General features: G+C 66.5%; 14 protein-coding genes. 6 read left to right on the top strand and 8 right to left on the bottom strand.

The features are described from left to right. Positions 1 to 22: 22 nt before the first annotated feature. From can to ACMV5O_RS06015, 3 genes are all read right to left on the bottom strand, one after another. On the bottom strand, positions 23 to 1165 hold the full coding sequence (gene can / locus ACMV5O_RS06025) for a carbonate dehydratase (RefSeq protein WP_416162646.1): 1143 nt from the start codon (positions 1163 to 1165) through the stop codon (positions 23 to 25). A gap of 81 nt (positions 1166 to 1246) precedes the next feature. Then, the gene (locus ACMV5O_RS06020; RefSeq protein WP_416162645.1) at positions 1247 to 1714 is read right to left on the bottom strand and encodes a PaaI family thioesterase; all 468 of its coding nucleotides are present in this window, start codon (positions 1712 to 1714) and stop codon (positions 1247 to 1249) included. Positions 1715 to 1797: 83 nt separating this feature from the next. Next, positions 1798 to 2241: a MerR family transcriptional regulator gene (locus ACMV5O_RS06015; protein WP_416162644.1), complete on the bottom strand. Its 444-nt coding sequence runs from the start codon at positions 2239 to 2241 to the stop codon at positions 1798 to 1800. 239 nt (positions 2242 to 2480) lie between these two features. On the opposite strand from ACMV5O_RS06015, the gene ACMV5O_RS06010 reads away from it, so the two are divergent. The 3 genes from ACMV5O_RS06010 (at position 2481) to ACMV5O_RS06000 (ending at position 5916) form a co-directional block, all read left to right on the top strand. After that, entirely contained in the window at positions 2481 to 3521 is a 1041-nt protein-coding gene (locus ACMV5O_RS06010) for an MBL fold metallo-hydrolase (RefSeq protein WP_416162643.1), read from the top strand. Positions 3522 to 3555: 34 nt separating this feature from the next. Then, positions 3556 to 5379: a class I poly(R)-hydroxyalkanoic acid synthase gene (phaC, locus tag ACMV5O_RS06005; protein ID WP_416162642.1), complete on the top strand. Its 1824-nt coding sequence runs from the start codon at positions 3556 to 3558 to the stop codon at positions 5377 to 5379. A gap of 63 nt (positions 5380 to 5442) precedes the next feature. Then, on the top strand, positions 5443 to 5916 hold the full coding sequence (locus ACMV5O_RS06000; protein WP_416162641.1) for a PIN domain-containing protein: 474 nt from the start codon (positions 5443 to 5445) through the stop codon (positions 5914 to 5916). On the opposite strand, the gene ACMV5O_RS05995 is transcribed toward ACMV5O_RS06000, so the two are convergent. Beyond that, entirely contained in the window at positions 5894 to 6748 is an 855-nt protein-coding gene (locus ACMV5O_RS05995; RefSeq protein WP_416162640.1) for a helical backbone metal receptor, read from the bottom strand. The genes ACMV5O_RS06000 and ACMV5O_RS05995 overlap by 23 nt on opposite strands. A gap of 224 nt (positions 6749 to 6972) precedes the next feature. On the opposite strand from ACMV5O_RS05995, the gene ACMV5O_RS05990 reads away from it, so the two are divergent. Then, positions 6973 to 7941, top strand: a complete 969-nt coding sequence (locus ACMV5O_RS05990; RefSeq protein WP_416162639.1) for a TAXI family TRAP transporter solute-binding subunit — start codon at positions 6973 to 6975, stop codon at positions 7939 to 7941. A gap of 114 nt (positions 7942 to 8055) precedes the next feature. Then, positions 8056 to 10668: a TRAP transporter permease gene (locus ACMV5O_RS05985; protein WP_416162638.1), complete on the top strand. Its 2613-nt coding sequence runs from the start codon at positions 8056 to 8058 to the stop codon at positions 10666 to 10668. A 70-nt stretch (positions 10669 to 10738) separates the two neighbouring features. On the opposite strand, the gene ACMV5O_RS05980 is transcribed toward ACMV5O_RS05985, so the two are convergent. The 4 genes from ACMV5O_RS05980 to argS form a co-directional block, all read right to left on the bottom strand. Then, entirely contained in the window at positions 10739 to 11197 is a 459-nt protein-coding gene (locus tag ACMV5O_RS05980; protein WP_416162637.1) for a PilZ domain-containing protein, read from the bottom strand. Continuing rightward, positions 11194 to 11826 carry a thiol:disulfide interchange protein DsbA/DsbL gene (locus ACMV5O_RS05975; protein ID WP_416162636.1) on the bottom strand — a complete coding sequence of 211 codons (633 nt, stop codon included), beginning with the start codon at positions 11824 to 11826 and terminating at the stop codon, positions 11194 to 11196. The genes ACMV5O_RS05980 and ACMV5O_RS05975 overlap by 4 nt, the downstream gene beginning before the upstream one ends. 74 nt (positions 11827 to 11900) lie before the next feature. Beyond that, positions 11901 to 12509 carry an SPOR domain-containing protein gene (locus ACMV5O_RS05970; RefSeq protein WP_416162635.1) on the bottom strand — a complete coding sequence of 203 codons (609 nt, stop codon included), beginning with the start codon at positions 12507 to 12509 and terminating at the stop codon, positions 11901 to 11903. Between the two features lie 16 nt (positions 12510 to 12525). Beyond that, positions 12526 to 14289 (bottom strand): arginine--tRNA ligase, encoded by a 1764-nt coding sequence (gene argS, locus ACMV5O_RS05965; RefSeq protein WP_416162634.1) that lies wholly within the window; start codon positions 14287 to 14289, stop codon positions 12526 to 12528. A gap of 204 nt (positions 14290 to 14493) precedes the next feature. Between argS and ubiB the strand changes: the two genes are divergently transcribed. Then, positions 14494 to 16023 carry a ubiquinone biosynthesis regulatory protein kinase UbiB gene (gene ubiB, locus ACMV5O_RS05960; protein WP_324536751.1) on the top strand — a complete coding sequence of 510 codons (1530 nt, stop codon included), beginning with the start codon at positions 14494 to 14496 and terminating at the stop codon, positions 16021 to 16023. The last annotated feature ends 65 nt before the right edge of the window (positions 16024 to 16088 follow it).

The raw sequence follows: 16088 nt of genomic DNA, 5'->3' as shown, positions 1-16088 counted from the left end.
GAATCGGTGTTGTTGGCTGCGCTCAGGGTCCGAGCGCTTCAAGCGCCGCGGCGTAGCGCGGCATGAGATCTTCGCTGCGGCTGACGTTCACCCCCAGGTCGCGGATCAGGCCATCCTTCAGGCCATAGATCCAGCCATGCACGGTGAGCGGCTGGCCGCGCCGCCAGGCGTCCTGCACGACCACGGTCTGCGCCACGTTGGCCACCTGTTCGATGACGTTGAGCTCGCACAGGCGGTCGTGGCGCAGTTCGGGCGGCAGCGCGTCGACCGCCTTAAGGTGGCGCACATGCACGTCCTGCACATGCCGCAGCCACAGATCGACGAGGCCGACGCGGGCACGCTCGAGCGCTGCCTTGACGCCGCCGCAGCCGTAGTGGCCGACGACCATGATGTGCTTGACCTTCAGCACATCCACAGCGTACTGGACGACGGCGAGGCAGTTGAGGTCGGTGTGCACCACCACGTTGGCCACGTTGCGATGCACGAAGACCTCGCCCGGCAGCAGGCCGACGATCTGGTTGGCCGGCACGCGCGAATCGGAGCAGCCGATCCACAGGTATTCCGGACTCTGCAGGTGCGACAGCTTCTCGAAGAAGCCGGGGTCGATCTGCTGCATCTGGCGCGACCAGGCCTGGTTGTAGTCGAACAGATGGAACAGGTTCTCGTTGCTGACCGCCTCCTCAGACCATTGCGACAGGTCGAGGGTGAGGAAGATCGTGCCCTCGACCGGGCTCGGGTAATAGGCCGGCGCCTCGGTGAAGCCGAGCTCGCGGTACAGCTTCACCGCGATGCGCATCGCCGGCAGGGTGTCGAGCAGGATGCGGCGATAGCCAAGCTGCTGCGCAGCCCTGATCGCCGCCAGCGCAAGCTGCCGCCCCAGGCCATGGCCACGCGCATCGGGGTCGACGTAGAGCCGCTTCATCTCGCATACGCCTTCGGAGAAGCGGCGGATGCCCACGCAACCGGCCGGGCGGCCCTCGTACTCGGCATAGAACAGCCGGCCGTCGGCTTGACCGTAGGCACCGGGCAAGTTGGCCACCTCGTCGGCGAAGCCCTGGTAGTTGAGATCCACCCCCAGCCAGGCCGCATAGTGGCGAAAGAATTGACGCACATGACCGAGTTCGGTCACGTCGTCGGTACCGAGTACGCGCAATCTGATCGTCATGTCACACCTCACGGCAATGGCGGGCAGCGAGGGAGCCGGCGCATGCAGCCAAGCCGCTCCCGACGCTCTGGGCAGGCCGCCTCAGGCCTCGCGTTCCTTGCGGCCCTGCATGGCCATGATGGTCTGCTGCATGATCGCGCACAAGGTCCATTGCTCGTCACGGATCGCGTACACATCGGCCCGGGTGACGATCAGGGTGCGGCCCGGGCGCACCACCTCGCCACGCGCCACCAGCCGGTCGCCATCGGCGGGCGCGACCAGGTTCATCTTGTATTCGACGGTGAGCACACTGGTGTCCGCGGGCGTCAGGGTGTTGGCTGCGTAGCCCGCCGCAGAGTCGGCAATCATGCCCACCACGCCGCCGTGGATGAAGCCGTGCTGCTGCGTGACCCCGGGCCTCTTGGGCAGGTGGATCTCGGTATAGCCCGGTTCGACCACCGCCAGCTCGGCACCGATCAGGTGCATCGCCTGCTGCAGGTTGAAACTGGCCCGCACGCGCTCGGCGTAGGCGGGATCCTTGGGCTGGAACTGCGGCATCTCGGGGCGCATGCATTTGTCTCCTTGCTTTATATTTTGCGCTATTTTACGTTAACGTCAACGTAAATTGAACTACAAAAAAGACCGCCAGGCCTTCAGCTCACGCTCGCGCGATCGATACGCCGGGCCAGCTCGGCGCGTGCTGCGGCAGCCCCCTCCGCGTTGTCGCCAAGCAGGGCCTGGCACTGCTGCTCGAGCATGTCGATCTCGTCGAGCACCGCCTCGATGTCCTTGCGCTGCTGCTCCATCGCGGCGCGCCGCACGGCAAGCACCTTGAGAAAGCGCTGCAACTGGGGCGCCGAGTTGCGCACGCCGCCGTACATGTCGAGCAGCTCGCGGATCTCGGCCAGCGACAGGCCGAGGCGCTTGCCGCGCAGCGTGAGCTTGAGGCGCGTGCGGTCGGCCTTGGTGTACACCCGCGCACGCCCCGCACGGGCCGGGGTCAGCAGGCCCTGATCCTCGTAGAAGCGGATCGCGCGCGCGGTGATGTCGAACTCGCGGGCAAGTTCGGTAATGGTGTAGGTTTCTTCGTCGACCATGGTCATTTGAGCGGGACGAAGCGCAAGAACGCGCGGCGCTCGCCCCCGTAGCAGTGCTTTGCCAGCCTGTTGCACAAAATTTGAGCAAAAGTTAAGCAGATTTCAGGCCTTTCATCAACGCGGACACCGGGCCACAAGCCCGCCATCCGCCCCCAATCCAAACGCTTCTTCCCAATCCCCTTCCCAATCCCCTTCCCAATCCCCTTCCCAACCCATCGCTACCGCACGGACGCCCACCCATGACACCAACGCCACCCGCGTCGCCCGCACTGCACTATCCTTTCGAGCACCTTCCCGCCGCCGGCGAATACCTCGAAGTTGCTCCCGGCATCCGCTGGCTGCGCATGAGCCTGCCCTTCGCCCTCGACCACATCAACCTGTGGCTGCTCGAGGATGGCGACCGCCTCGTGGCGGTCGACTGCGGCTACGGCCTGGCCGCGACGCGCGACGCCTGGCGGGCCGTGCTCGATGCCGATGGTCGGCCGCTGCAGCGCGTCATCGTCACCCACCACCATCCGGATCACATCGGCCTCGCCACCTGGCTTGCAGCGCGCGATGGTGCCACGATCCACATGACGCAGGGGGAATTCCTCGCCGCGCAGGCCATCTGGCACCAGTTGCCGGGCTACTGCGTGACCGACATGGTCGCCCAGTTTGCCCGCCACGGCCTGGACCCCGCCCCGCTCGATTCCCTGCGCACGCGCGGCAATGCCTACCGCCGCGGTGCCCCAGAACTGCCCGCGGCCTTCCATCGCCTGTTCGCCGGCGATGAGCTGGACATCGGCGGCCGACGCTGGCGCGTCATCATCGGCTATGGCCACGCGCCCGAGCATGCCAGCCTGTACTGCGCCGAGTTGGGCATCCTGATCTCGGGCGACATGCTGCTGCCGCGCATTTCCACCAACATCAGCGCCTATGCGGCCACGCCAGATGACGACCCGCTGGGCTGGTTTCTCGCCTCGTTGCGGGCACTCTGCGCATTACCGGACGACACGCTCGTGCTACCATCGCACGGCAAACCTTTCAAGGGTATCCGGGCGAGAGTGGATCAACTCGTCGAGCATCACCGCGAACGCTGTGCCGCCCTGCTTGCCGCATGCGACACACCCAAGAGCGCGGGAGATCTGCTTGCGACCTTGTTCCCGCGCGAACTCGATACCCATCAGGTCATGTTCGCCATGGGGGAAGCCATTGCCCACCTCAACCATCTCGAAAGGCAGGGAGCGCTTTCGAGAGAGGTCGATGCGAACGGACTGATCCGTTTCACCCCTTGCCGCTAAAGCCTGCCCCGTCGCAAACAGGAGCCCAAACAACATGGCTGCACCCAGTACCGAGACCCCTCACGCCGACCTGCCCGATCCGCAGGAGGTCGCCAAGACCTATGCCGAAGTTGCGCGCCGCGCGTCGCACCTGATCAGCGACCACGTCCAGCGCCAGCTCAAGAAAGGCGTGTCGACACCGGCCGACGAACTCGGCATCGCCCAGGCCTTCATGGACATGATGGCCAAGCTGCTCGCCAACCCCTACAAGCTCGCCCAGGCCCAGATGAACCTGGTGTGGGACTACTTCTCGCTGTGGCAGCACTCGATGATGCGCTTTGCCGGCCTCAATGCCGCGCCGATCGCCGCGCCGGAGAAGTCCGACAAGCGCTTCAAGGACGAGGAATGGGAGCAGCACTTCCTGTTCGACTTCATCAAGCAGTCCTACCTCATCGCCGCCCGTCACATCCATGACACGGTGTGCTGTGTCGACGGCCTCGACGAGCAGACGCAGAAGAAGGTCAACTTCTACACCCGCCAGTACATCGACGCCCTGTCGCCGTCCAACTTCGCGATGACCAACCCGGAAGTCTTCCGCGAGACGGTCAAGAGCCATGGCCAGAACCTGCTCAAGGGCCTCAACAACCTGCTGCGCGACGTCGAGGACGGCGGCGGCAACCTGCGCGTCAGGATGACCGACACCACCGCCTTCGAGCTGGGCAAGAACGTCGCCACCACGCCGGGCAAGGTCGTGTTCCAGACCGACATGATGCAGCTGCTGCAGTACACCCCCAGCACCGACACGGTGCTGAAGAAGCCGCTGCTGATCGTGCCGCCCTGGATCAACAAGTTCTACATCCTCGACCTGCGCGAGAAGAACTCCTACATCAAGTGGGCGGTGGACCAGGGTCACACCGTGTTCGTGATCTCCTGGGTCAACCCGGACGAGAAGCTCGCCGAGAAGAGCTTCGACGCTTACGTCAAGGATGGCGTCATCGCCGCGCTCGATGCGATCGAGAAGCAGACCGGCGAGAAGGAAGTCAACGCCGCCGGCTACTGCCTGGGCGGCACCCTGCTCGCCACCACGCTCGCCTACCTCGCCGCCAAGCGCCAGAAGCGCATCGCCTCGGCCACCTTCTTCACCACCATGACCGACTTCACCGACCCGGGTGAGCTCGGCGTGTTCATCGACGAGGGCCAGGTCACCAGCCTCGAGAAGAAGATGTTCGAGCGCGGCTTCCTCGAAGGCTCAGAGATGGCCGGCACCTTCAACATGTTGCGCGCCAACGACCTCATCTGGTCCTTCGTGGTGAACAACTACTTGATGGGCAAGGATCCGTTCCCGTTCGACCTGCTGTACTGGAACTCCGACTCCACGCGCATGCCGGCCAAGATGCACAGCTTCTACCTGCGCACCATGTACATGGAGAACCGCCTCATCGAGCCGGGCGGCATCGAGATCGACGGCACGCCGATCGACCTCGGCAAGATCAAGGTGCCGTGCTACTTCATCTCCACGATCGAAGACCACATCGCACCGTGGAAGAGCACCTACATGGGCGCCCGCCGCTTCGGCGGCCCGGTGCGCTTCGTGCTCGGCGGCTCCGGCCATATCGCCGGCATCGTCAACCCGCCGGCAGCCAACAAGTACGGCTACTGGCTCAACCCCGCCGCCAAGCTCGCCGACACCGCCGACGCCTGGCTCGAGGGCACGCAGCAGCACCCCGGCTCGTGGTGGACCGACTGGCAGGCCTGGGTCACCGCCCACGATAGCGAGCAGACCGAGGCCCGTGATCCCGCCAAGGGCAAGCTCAAGGCGCTGGAAGACGCGCCGGGCAGCTTCGTCAAGCTGCGCATCGACGCCAAGGTCGCGGCCTGAGCCATCCGGGTCTGAGCGAGGGGAGGGGAAACCCTCCCCTTTTCCGTTCACCTCCCTCCGACCATGACCCGCACTGAAACCGTTCAAGGCAGCGCGGCAGCGCCCGGCTCGCTGCGCCTGGTGGTGGACACCAACACCGTGCTCGCACTGTGGATGTTTCGTGATCCTGTTCTGGAGCGCCTGCGGAGCTGGATCGAGTCGGCACGGCCACGGCTGTTCGCACGCGAAGACACGCTCGCCGAGCTTGCTGCGGTGCTCGGCTTTGCGCAGTTTGGCCAGGCCGAGGCCGTGCAGGCGGCGCTGCTGGCGAGTTATCGCGACCGCGTGCACTGCCTGCCGACCAGCACGACCGAGGTCGTGCTACCGGCGTGCAAGGATCCGGACGATCAGAAGTTCCTCGAGCTTGCCTTGCAGGCGAGCGCCAGCCACCTGCTGACACGTGACCGGGCACTGCTGGCCATGGCTCGCAAGCGCGAGATTCGCGAGCGCTTCCGCATCCTCAGCCCGGAGTCCTTCAGCACACTGCACCTCCTGTGAGCTGACGACGCAGCGCGCACAGCCAGCGCAGCCCCCCGGCTGCGCGACTGCCGTACCATGACACCATCTCGCCATCGACCAGCAGCGCCGGGAGCCCGGCCAGGCGGGCGACTTCGTCCACATGCGACTCACGAAAACGGTAAGGCTCGGTCGATAGCAGAACGCGATCCACCTTCGCCAGCCAGGGCGCATCCCAGTCGAACGCGGGATAGCGCGCCGCGCCGGTCTCGCCGCCGTGGACCGCGGGCAGGGTATGCCAGCCGACGGCTTGGAGCGTGGCGGCGATGTAGGTGTCGCGGGCGATGGTCATCCACGGCTCACGCCAGATCAGGTAGAGCACGCGTTCGTCGGCCAGGGTTGCGCGCAGCGCGGCCGCCTCGGCGAGCGCGCCGCGCAGGTCGTCGGCCAGCCGGGCTGCTTCGCCCTCGACGCCGAACAGGCCGCCGAGCAGCGCGAACAGCGCGAGGTTGTCCTGTGGCGTATTGGGGTGGGTGACGACGATGTGGGGCACGAAGGCGGCCAGTTCATCGACCGTCTCGCGCCGGTTCTCGTCCATGTTGACCAGCACGTGGGTGGGGGCGAGTTCACGGATGCGGTCGAGCTTCACGTCCTTGGTGCCGCCGACCTTGGGCACGGTGCGCAGGGCCTCGCGCGGATGGACGCAGAAGCCGGTGCGCCCGACCACACGATCGCCCAGGCCGAGATCGAAGAGGAGTTCCGTCAGCGAGGGCACCAGCGAGACGATGCGCACTTCGCCGTCGGCGGCGGCGTGACGCTTCCCGCCGGCATCGATCCAGCCCGCGGGCTGATCCTCACTCGAATTTGCTTGCATGCAGCCTCATCCAGAACATTCAGCCTGAATTCTAACGCGCCCCAAAGCACGCATGGATGCGGCTTGCGGGGAAACCCGAGTAGCGGCTACGGCGGGCTTGTGCAAAGCTCGGGGTCCTGATGGAATGTCGAGGCGCGTTGATCCTGCCGCCCACGAGGCGGGATGCCTACGGACACACGGCGCGTCAATTCCTACCCGTATTGATCCGATCCCAGGAGGATTTCATGAAGAAACTGACCGCACTCGCTGCCGCTTTCGCCCTCGTCGGCACCCTCGGCGCGGCACCTGCGCAGGCCCAGCAGAAGTTCGTCACGATCGGCACCGGTGGCGTCACCGGCGTGTATTACGCAGCTGGCGGCGCGATCTGCCGGCTGATCAACAAGGACCGCGCCCAGCATGGCCTGCGCTGTTCGGTCGAGAGTACCGGCGGCTCGGTGTACAACGTCAACACCATCAAGGGCGGCGAACTCGACTTCGGCGTGGCCCAATCCGACGTCCAGTTCAACGCAATCAAGGGTCAGGCCCAGTTCGCCGATGGCGGTCCGGTGGCGGACCTGCGCTCGGTGTTCTCGCTCCACCCCGAGCCGCTCACCATTCTGGCGCGCAAGGAAGCCAACATCACCAAGATGGAAGACTTCAAGGGCAAGCGCTTCAACGTCGGCAACCCGGGTTCCGGCCAGCGCGCGACCATGGACATGCTGCTGCCGGCGCTCGGCATGTCGACCTCCGACTTCTCGCTCGTCTCCGAGCTGCGCCCCGATGAGCACAGCGCGGCGCTGTGCGACAACAAGATCGACGGCTTCGCCTATGTCGTCGGCCACCCGGCGGCGAACATCCAGGATCCGACCACCACCTGCGGCGCGCAACTGGTGCCGGTGACCGGTGCGGCGGCGGACAAGCTGGTCGCGGACCATCCCTACTTCGCCAAGGTCGAGATCCCCGGCGGCATGTATGCGGGTAACCCCAACCCCACCGAGACCTTCGGCGTGGTCGCCAGCTTCGTGACCTCGGCCAAGGTGCCCGAGGAGACCGTCTATACGCTGGTCAAGGCGGTGTTCGAGAACTTCGAGGACTTCAAGAAGCTGCACCCGGCCTTCGCCAACCTCGACCCGGCGCACATGATCAAGGACGGCCTCACCGCCCCCTTGCATGAGGGCGCGGTGAAGTACTACAAGGAAAAGGGCTGGATGTAATCCGCTGGCCGGCGCCCACGGGAAGGTTGCCGGTGCTCCTGTCTTCGAAAACGGCGGCGGGCCATCAGCCCCCCGCCGTTTTCGTCTGCGTTCCGACCTTGAGAGGCGCTGCTCATGACCCGCGCGAATGAAAAGAAAGACAGCTTCGAGCTGTCGGACGAGGAACTCCAGAAGATCGTCGCCGAGGCCGACACCGGCGGGCGCAAGCCCACCGGGCTGACGGCGCAGGTGCTGCTGATCGTCGCGCTGGCGTGGTCGCTGTTCCAGCTCTGGATCGCCTCACCGCTCCCCTTCTCGCTCGGCGTCTTCGTGTTCAATGACACCGAGGCGCGCTCGATCCACCTCGCCTTCGCGGTCTTCCTCGCCTTCGCCGCCTACCCGGCGCTCAAGCGCTCGCCACGCGACTACGTGCCGATCCAGGACTGGGTGCTGGCCGCGGTGGCGTCCTTCTGCGCGGCCTATCTGTTCCTGTTCTACGCCGAGCTATCCACCCGCCCGGGCCTGCCCACCGACACCGACCTCGCAGTCGCCGTGGTCGGCCTCATCCTGCTGCTGGAAGCCGCCCGCCGCGCCCTCGGCCTGCCGATGGTGATCCTGGCGGTGGTGTTCATGATCTACATCTTCTTCGGCCCCTACATGCCGGAGGTCATCGCCCACCGCGGCGCCTCGCTGTCCAAGGGCATGAGCCACATGTGGCTGACCACCGAGGGCGTGTTCGGGGTCGCGGTCGGCGTGTCGACCAGCTTCATCTTCCTGTTCGTGCTGTTCGGCGCCCTGCTCGAGACCGCCGGCGCGGGCGCCTACTTCATCAAGTCGGCGATCGCCCTGCTGGGCCACATGCGCGGCGGCCCGGCCAAGGCGGCGGTGGTGGCGTCGGCCAGCACCGGCCTCATCTCGGGCTCGTCGATCGCCAACGTGGTCACCACCGGCACCTTCACCATCCCGCTGATGAAGAGCGTGGGCTACCGCGCCGACAAGGCCGCCTCGGTCGAGGTGGCCTCCTCGGTCAACGGCCAGATCATGCCACCGGTGATGGGCGCGGCTGCCTTCCTGATGGTCGAGTACGTCGGCATCACCTACGTGCAGGTGATGAAGCACGCCATCCTGCCGGCGCTGATCTCCTACATCGCGCTGTTCTACATCGTCCACCTCGAGGCGCTGAAGATGGACCTGCAGGGCCTGCCGCGGCGCGAACCCCTGCCCTGGCAGAAGGCGGTGATCACCACGCTGATGACCTTCTCCGGCCTGGTGATCCTGGCAGCAATCGTCTATTGGGGCTTCGGCTGGATCAAGGACCTCTTCGGCGGCGCGGCCTTCATCGTGGTCGGCGTGCTGATGCTGATCGCCTACATCCTCATCGTCCGCCATGGCGCCAAGTACCCCGAGCTTCACCTCGAGAAGCCGGGCGAGAAGATGGAGTACCTGCCCGAGATCGGCCCCACGCTGAAGTCCGGCCTGCACTTTTTGCTGCCGGTGGCGGCGCTGATCTGGAACCTGATGGTCGAGCAGCTCTCGCCCGCGCTGTCGGCCTTCTGGGCGACGCTGTTCCTGATGTTCATCCTGGTCACCCAACGCCCGCTGTTCGCGCTCTTCCGCGGCACCGGCGAGCTCGGCGCCGCGGCACGCGTGGGCTTCCACGACCTGTTCTCGGGCCTGGTCACCGGCGCGCGCAACATGATCGGCATCGCCATCGCCACCGCCACCGCCGGCGTCATCGTCGGCACGGTCACGCTGACCGGCATCGGCCTGGCCATGACCGAGCTGGTCGAGACCCTGTCCGGCGGCAACCTGATGATCATGCTGCTGCTGGTGGCGGTGATCTGCCTCGTGCTGGGCATGGGCCTGCCGACCACGGCGAACTACATCGTGGTGTCCACCCTGATGGCGCCGGTGATCGTCGAGCTGGGCGCACAGTCCGGGCTGCTGGTGCCGCTGATCGCAGTGCACATGTTCGTGTTCTATTTCGGCCTGATGGCGGACGTCACGCCACCGGTGGGGCTCGCATCCTACGCGGCCGCGGGCATTGCCAAGAGCGATCCGATGCGCACCGGTCTCACCGCCTTCGGCTACAGCCTGCGCACCGCGGTGCTGCCCTTCATGTTCATCTTCAACACGCAGTTGCTGCTGATCGGCATCACCTCGGCCTTCCAGCTCATCCTGACGATCGTCACCGCGACGGTGGCGAGCATGATGTTCGCGGCGGCGACCCAGGGCTTCTTCATCGCCCGCAACCGCATCCACGAGACCCTGCTGCTGCTGCTGGTCACGTTCACGCTGTTCCGCCCAGGCTTCTGGATGGACATGTTGTATCCGCCGTATGAGGAGATTCCGCCGACCGAACTCACTCGCCTGGTCGAGGAGGCGCCGCGTAACGGCAACCTGCGGGTGTGGGTCGAGGGCATGAGCCTGGAGGGCAAGGACATCTCCAAGGGCGTGCTGCTGCCACTGGGCGAACGCGCCGACAACGCCCGTGAGCGGCTGGGGGCGATGGGCCTGACCGTGATGGCGCTCGGCGATCAGGTGCAGGTCGCCGCGGTACGCTTCAGCAGCCAGGCAGAGAAGCTTGGCCTAGAGCAGGGCTTCACCATCACCGCGATCGAGCTCCCCTCGGGCGAGCGACCGCCCAAGGAGTGGATGTTCGTGCCCGCCTTCGTGCTGCTTGGCCTGGTCTATGCGATGCAGAAGCCGCGCCAGCGCAGGAAGGAGGCCGAGCGCATCAAGGCCTGAGCCTGTCAGCAAAGGACAAGGCCGTCCTCGCCCGCATGGGCGAAGACGGCCTTGTCCTTGTTACGCGTACTCAGATCAGGGACGGACCGGCGACAATGGCCGCGGCATCCTTCTCGCTGATGCGGACGCTCGCGTTCATGATCACGAGCGTGATCAGCCAGTCACGCAGGCGCTCTGCGCCGTCGGCCTCCAGCGTGAGAAAGCGGCAGCCCGCCTGGGCCGCCGACGCGATGTAATTCACTGCCCGCGCCCGACCGCGGATCTGGTCGGGCACCCCCTCGCGCTGCATGACGAAGTCGAAGGGCTCACCGTCACCCGGCAGGCCCTCGAGACCGATCGAGAAACCCTCGACCGAGATGTCGCGCAACGGAAGACGCGCCCCGCCGTCGATCACCACCCAGAAGCAGGGCTCGCCCCGGCGCAAGGCGAGAAAGCGCTGGATGCGACGACGCTCGGCACTGTCCTCCGCCGTCGGCTCGGCGACATCGGGCGACGGCGGCACGAGACGATCGGGCAGGTCGTCACTCATTTGGCGCCGCGCTCCTGACGGGCACGTGCGATCAGCTCGTCGGCAACCTTGAGCGTGTTCTGATGGCTGCCGCTGAGCGAGGCCGAAGTGACGTACTTGCCGTCGATGACGACCGTGGGCACGCCCTGGATCTTCATCGCCCGCGCGAGCTGGTCGGCGCGCTGCAGCATCGAATTGACGCCGAAGGACTTGTAGGCGTCCATGAACTTGGCCGGGTCCGCCACCTTGCCGCTGATCCACTCGCGCACCTGCTCTTCGGTGAACAGCGGGCGCTTCTCGTCCTGCACCGCCACGAACACCGCCGCGTGGATGGCATCGAGCTGCTCCGACACCTCGGCGGCGTAGTACAGGCGGGCGAGGCCGGTGAGCTGGGCGTTGTTCCAGATGGCGGGCACGGCGCGGAAGGCCACGTCGGCCGGCAGCTTCTTCTTCCAGTCGCTGATCAACGGATCGAAATCGCGGCAGTGCGGGCAACCGTAGTGGAAGAACTCGATGACCTCAATCCGGTTCGGATCGTCGCCGGGCTGCGGCGGGTTGAGCACCGTGAACGAGGCCTGCGCGCGAGCCAGCGAGGCGGCAGGCAGGGTAAGGGCCAGGCTGGCGAGTTTGAGGGCATCACGACGTTTCATGCTGTGCTCCATGGGCAATCGGTTTCATCAGACGCGGCGCGGCAGCGGGCGTTCCCGCCCGCTCCATTCCGGGATCAAGGCGTGGCGCGGCTCACCGAAGCATTGAAGCCGGCGTCGGCAAGGCGCGCACGCACCGGATTCATGTCCTCGGGACGGGCGAAGGGGCCGATCCGCACCCGGTGCACGACGCGACCATCGCTGAGCTGCGTGCGCTGTGCGCTGGCCTGGATGCCGGACAGCGCGAGGCGGGCCTTGAGGTTGTCGGCCTCGCTCGGATTCTCGAACGAGCCCACCTGCAGGTAGAGGCGCTCGACCGGGCGTGGCGCGGCCTCCACCACCGGCACGGCTTGCTGCAACGCGGCAACGGGCGGCTGCGCCTGCGGCGTCACCTGAGCCGGCACGTTCTCGCCCTGCGGCAGGATGCGGTAAAACTCGAAGTCCTGCTTCACCACCGGGCGGTCACCGGGTTTGCCGGGCAGAGCTGCCGGCCCGTTCTCGGGCGCCTGCACGCGCGGGGCGACCGGCGCCGGCTGGAAGGGATTGGCGCGCGTGAAGTACCATGCCGCACCCGCGGCAATCAGCGCACCGAACACCAGACCGATGAAGATGCCGATCAGCGTGCCGCCGGCGCTCTTGGCCGGGGCACGTGCGGGCTTGCGGGTCGCCTTGCGATCTCGACTCAAGTCGCCACCTCCTGCATCACATCGACTCGGGCGCGGACACGCCCAGCATCTTGAGGCCGGTCACCAGCACCTGACGCACCGCCGCCGCCAGCGCGAGGCGGGCGAGCTTGAGTGCTTCATCCTCGACCAGCATGCGCTCGGCGTTGTACCAGCTATGGAAGTCGGCGGCGACATCCTTCAGGTAGAACGCGATCTGGTGCGGCGCGTAGTCCGCAGCGGCGTTCTGCACCAGCTCGGGGAAGCTCGCAAGACGCGCGCACAGCGCGAGTTCGCGCTCGTTCTGCAGCAGGCCGAGGTCGGCCCCTGCCAGCTCGGACGCCTCGCCCCCCCACTGGTTCAACACCGAGCACACGCGGGCGTGGGCGTACTGCACGTAGTAGACCGGGTTCTCGTTGCTCTGACTCTTGGCGAGGTCGAGATCGAAGTCCAGGTGCTGGTCGGACTTGCGCAGCACATAGAAGAAGCGGCAGGCGTCGTTGCCGACTTCGCGGCGCAGCTCGCGCAGGGTGACGAACTCGCCAGAGCGGGTCGACATCGAGGTCTTCTGGCCGTTGCGGTAGAGCACCGCGAACTGCACCAGCGCCACCTCGAGCTTTTCCGGCAGCAGGCCGAGCGCGGCGATGGCGCCCTTCACGCGCGGAATGTAGCCGTGGTGATCGGCACCCCAGATGTCGATGATGCGGTCGTAACCGCGCTCGTACTTGTTCAGGTGGTAGGCGATGTCGGAGGCGAAATACGTGTACAGCCCGTTCTCGCGCTGCACGACGCGGTCCTTCTCGTCGCCGAAGGCGGTCGAGCGGAACCACTTGGCACCGTCCTGCAGGTAGATGTGGCCGTTCTTCTCGAGCTGGGCAACCGCGCGCTCGACCAGGCCGGTGTCGAACAGGCTCCGCTCCGAGAACCACTTGTCGAAGCGCACGCCGAATTCCTGCAGGTCGTCACGGCCGTCGCCGAGCTGCTCGTTGAGGGCGAAACCATGGACCCAGGGGTAATCCTCGCCGAGCAGGCGCTTGGCCCTGGCGATCAGGGCATCGAGGTGCGCCTCGCGCTGCTGTTTGGCCTCGTCGTCCTTGCGATCAGAAGGCGGCAGTCCCGGCGTGCCGGCGAGGATATCCTCCGCGCTAACCCTGGCGAAGCGATCCTGATGGGCATCGCGCATCTCGCGCCCCATGTCGATCACGTAGTCGCCCTGATAGGCGTTGGGCGGGAAGGGGATCTCGATGCCGAAGAAGGCGAGATAGCGCAGCCAGGTCGACAGCGCCAGGATGTCCATCTGGCGGCCGGCGTCATTGACGTAGTACTCGCGGGTCACGTCGTAACCCGCGAAGGCGAGCACGTCCGACAGCGAGGCGCCGTAGGCTGCACCGCGGCCATGGCCGACGTGCAGCGGGCCGGTGGGGTTGGCGGAGACGAATTCCACCTGCACCTTGACGCCCTTGGCCGCCCCGCGGCCGAAGTCCGCCCCCTTGTCCAGCACCTCGCGCACGACCGCGGTCTTGGCGTCGGCAGCCAAGGTGAAGTTGATGAAGCCCGCGCCGGCGACCTCGGCCTTGGCGACCAGCTTCGAGGCCGGCAGCTCGGCCAGCAGCAGGCCGGCAAGGTCGCGCGGGCTGCGCTTGAGCGGCTTGGCCAGCTGCAGCGCGAGGTTGGTGGCGAAATCGCCGTGGCTGGCCTGCTTCGGGCGCTCGAGCAGGATGGGGGTATCGGCATGATCCGGCGCAACGCTCTTCAGCGACGCTTGCAGCAGCTCGGTCAGCAGGACTTTCGGGTCGGCGCTCATGGCACTCGGCTGGAAATTCAAACCCGCGATTATAGCGGATCGCGCGAGCCGACCTTGCCGAGGATGTGAGCGCAGATTGCACACGTCACGCCCGCGTGCACAAATCCCCGCCGCGACCGCGCGGCGCGCCCGTGCGCAAGCCGACATTCCACGCGCCGCGCTTTCCGGCTAAAGTCCGGCCTTTGCGTCTGCCCGGCTTTCAACGTGCGCCTCCTTCGTCTCGCCAAGATCGTCTCCGTCGGCCTGCGCTTCGGCCTTGACCGCATGGTGCTCGATGCCGACGCCAGCGGCCGCCTGGCACGCGTATGGCATGCGGTGTTCTTCTGGCGACGCTTTTCCCAGCCGCGCGGGGTGCGACTGCGTCGTGCGCTCGAATCGCTCGGGCCAATCTTCGTCAAGTTCGGCCAGATGCTGTCGACCCGGCGCGACCTGCTGCCGCCCGACCTCGCCGACGAGCTCGCGCTGCTGCAGGACCGCGTGCCGCCCTTCCCTACCGAGCAGGCGCTGGCCGTGCTCGAAGGCTTCTACGGTCGCCCGATCGACGCCGTGTTCGACGATTTCGAACGCACCCCGGTGGCCTCGGCCTCGGTGGCCCAGGTCCATTTCGCCCGCCTGCCCGACGGCACCGAGGTGGCGGTCAAGGTCCTGCGCCCGGGCATCGAGCGCGTCATCGAGCACGACCTGGCGCTGCTCGAGGTTGCCGCGCTGCTGCTCGAGAAGATCTGGCCCGAAGGGCGCCGGCTCAAGCCGCGCGAGGTCGTCGCCGAGTTCAGCAAGTACCTGCACGACGAGCTCGACCTGATGCGCGAGGCCTCCAACTGCTCGCAGTTGCGGCGCAACTTCAAGGACTCGTCGCTGCTGATCGTGCCCGAGGTGTATTGGGACTGGTGCGGCAGCAAGGTCATGGTGATGGAGCGCATGCACGGCGTGCCGATCTCGCAGACGCCGGCCCTGCTCGCCCAGGGCACCGACCTGTCGGCGCTGTCGCGCGCGGGGGTGGAGATCTTCTTCACCCAGGTCTTCCGTGACGGCTTCTTCCATGCCGACATGCATCCCGGCAACATCTTCGTGCATCGCGACGGACGCTACATTGCGCTGGACTTCGGCATCATGGGCACGCTCAACGAGGTCGACAAGAACTACCTCGCGCAGAACTTCCTCGCCTTCTTCAAGCGCGACTACCATCGCGTCGCGCTCGCCCACATCGAGGCCGGCTGGGTGCCGGCGAAGACACGGGTGGATGAATTCGAAGCCGCGATCCGCACCGTGTGCGAGCCGATCTTCGACAAGCCGCTGAAGGACATCTCCTTCGGCAAGACGCTGTTGCGGCTGTTCCAGACCGCACGCCGCTTCGAGATGGAAGTTCAGCCCCAGCTCGTGCTGCTGCAGAAGACGCTGCTCAACATCGAGGGCCTGGGCCGCCAGCTCGACCCCGAGCTCGACCTGTGGAAGACGGCCAAGCCCTTCCTGCAGCGCTGGATGGACGAGCGCATGGGCGTGCGCGCGCTGGCGCGCGGCATCAAGGAAGAAGCGCCCAGCTGGGCCGGCACGCTGCCGCAACTGCCGCGCCTGGTGCACCACGCGCTCAGCGAGTCACCCAGGCAGCATGCGGCCCAGCAGCAGCGCTTCGATGAGCTCGCCGCCAACCAGCGCCGCCAGGGCCGGCTGCTGCTGCTGATCGGCGCCCTCGCCGCCGCCCTGCTCGGTCTCGAGCTCCACCGCCTGCTGGGCTGAACGCCTGCGGCGGCTGAACGAATCGCCGCCGCCACCCCTCCAAACGGCATACTGCGGACGACCGC

It is taken from the genome of Thauera sp. WH-1, from assembly GCF_047806685.1.
Taxonomy (GTDB): domain Bacteria; phylum Pseudomonadota; class Gammaproteobacteria; order Burkholderiales; family Rhodocyclaceae; genus Thauera.
The sequence above is the reverse complement of the archived record's forward strand: the minus strand, read 5'-3'. Positions and strand labels throughout refer to the sequence as shown.

Excerpts from the sequence above, each read along its gene's own strand:
- can (WP_416162646.1), bottom strand. The coding sequence starts at position 1,165 with ATGACGATCAGATTGCGCGTACTCGGTACCGACGACGTGACCGAACTC.
- ACMV5O_RS06020 (WP_416162645.1), bottom strand. The coding sequence starts at position 1,714 with ATGCGCCCCGAGATGCCGCAGTTCCAGCCCAAGGATCCCGCCTACGCC.
- ACMV5O_RS06015 (WP_416162644.1), bottom strand. The coding sequence starts at position 2,241 with ATGGTCGACGAAGAAACCTACACCATTACCGAACTTGCCCGCGAGTTC.
- ACMV5O_RS06010 (WP_416162643.1), top strand. The coding sequence starts at position 2,481 with ATGACACCAACGCCACCCGCGTCGCCCGCACTGCACTATCCTTTCGAG.
- phaC (WP_416162642.1), top strand. The coding sequence starts at position 3,556 with ATGGCTGCACCCAGTACCGAGACCCCTCACGCCGACCTGCCCGATCCG.
- ACMV5O_RS06000 (WP_416162641.1), top strand. The coding sequence starts at position 5,443 with ATGACCCGCACTGAAACCGTTCAAGGCAGCGCGGCAGCGCCCGGCTCG.
- ACMV5O_RS05995 (WP_416162640.1), bottom strand. The coding sequence starts at position 6,748 with ATGCAAGCAAATTCGAGTGAGGATCAGCCCGCGGGCTGGATCGATGCC.
- ACMV5O_RS05990 (WP_416162639.1), top strand. The coding sequence starts at position 6,973 with ATGAAGAAACTGACCGCACTCGCTGCCGCTTTCGCCCTCGTCGGCACC.
- ACMV5O_RS05985 (WP_416162638.1), top strand. The coding sequence starts at position 8,056 with ATGACCCGCGCGAATGAAAAGAAAGACAGCTTCGAGCTGTCGGACGAG.
- ACMV5O_RS05980 (WP_416162637.1), bottom strand. The coding sequence starts at position 11,197 with ATGAGTGACGACCTGCCCGATCGTCTCGTGCCGCCGTCGCCCGATGTC.
- ACMV5O_RS05975 (WP_416162636.1), bottom strand. The coding sequence starts at position 11,826 with ATGAAACGTCGTGATGCCCTCAAACTCGCCAGCCTGGCCCTTACCCTG.
- argS (WP_416162634.1), bottom strand. The coding sequence starts at position 14,289 with ATGAGCGCCGACCCGAAAGTCCTGCTGACCGAGCTGCTGCAAGCGTCG.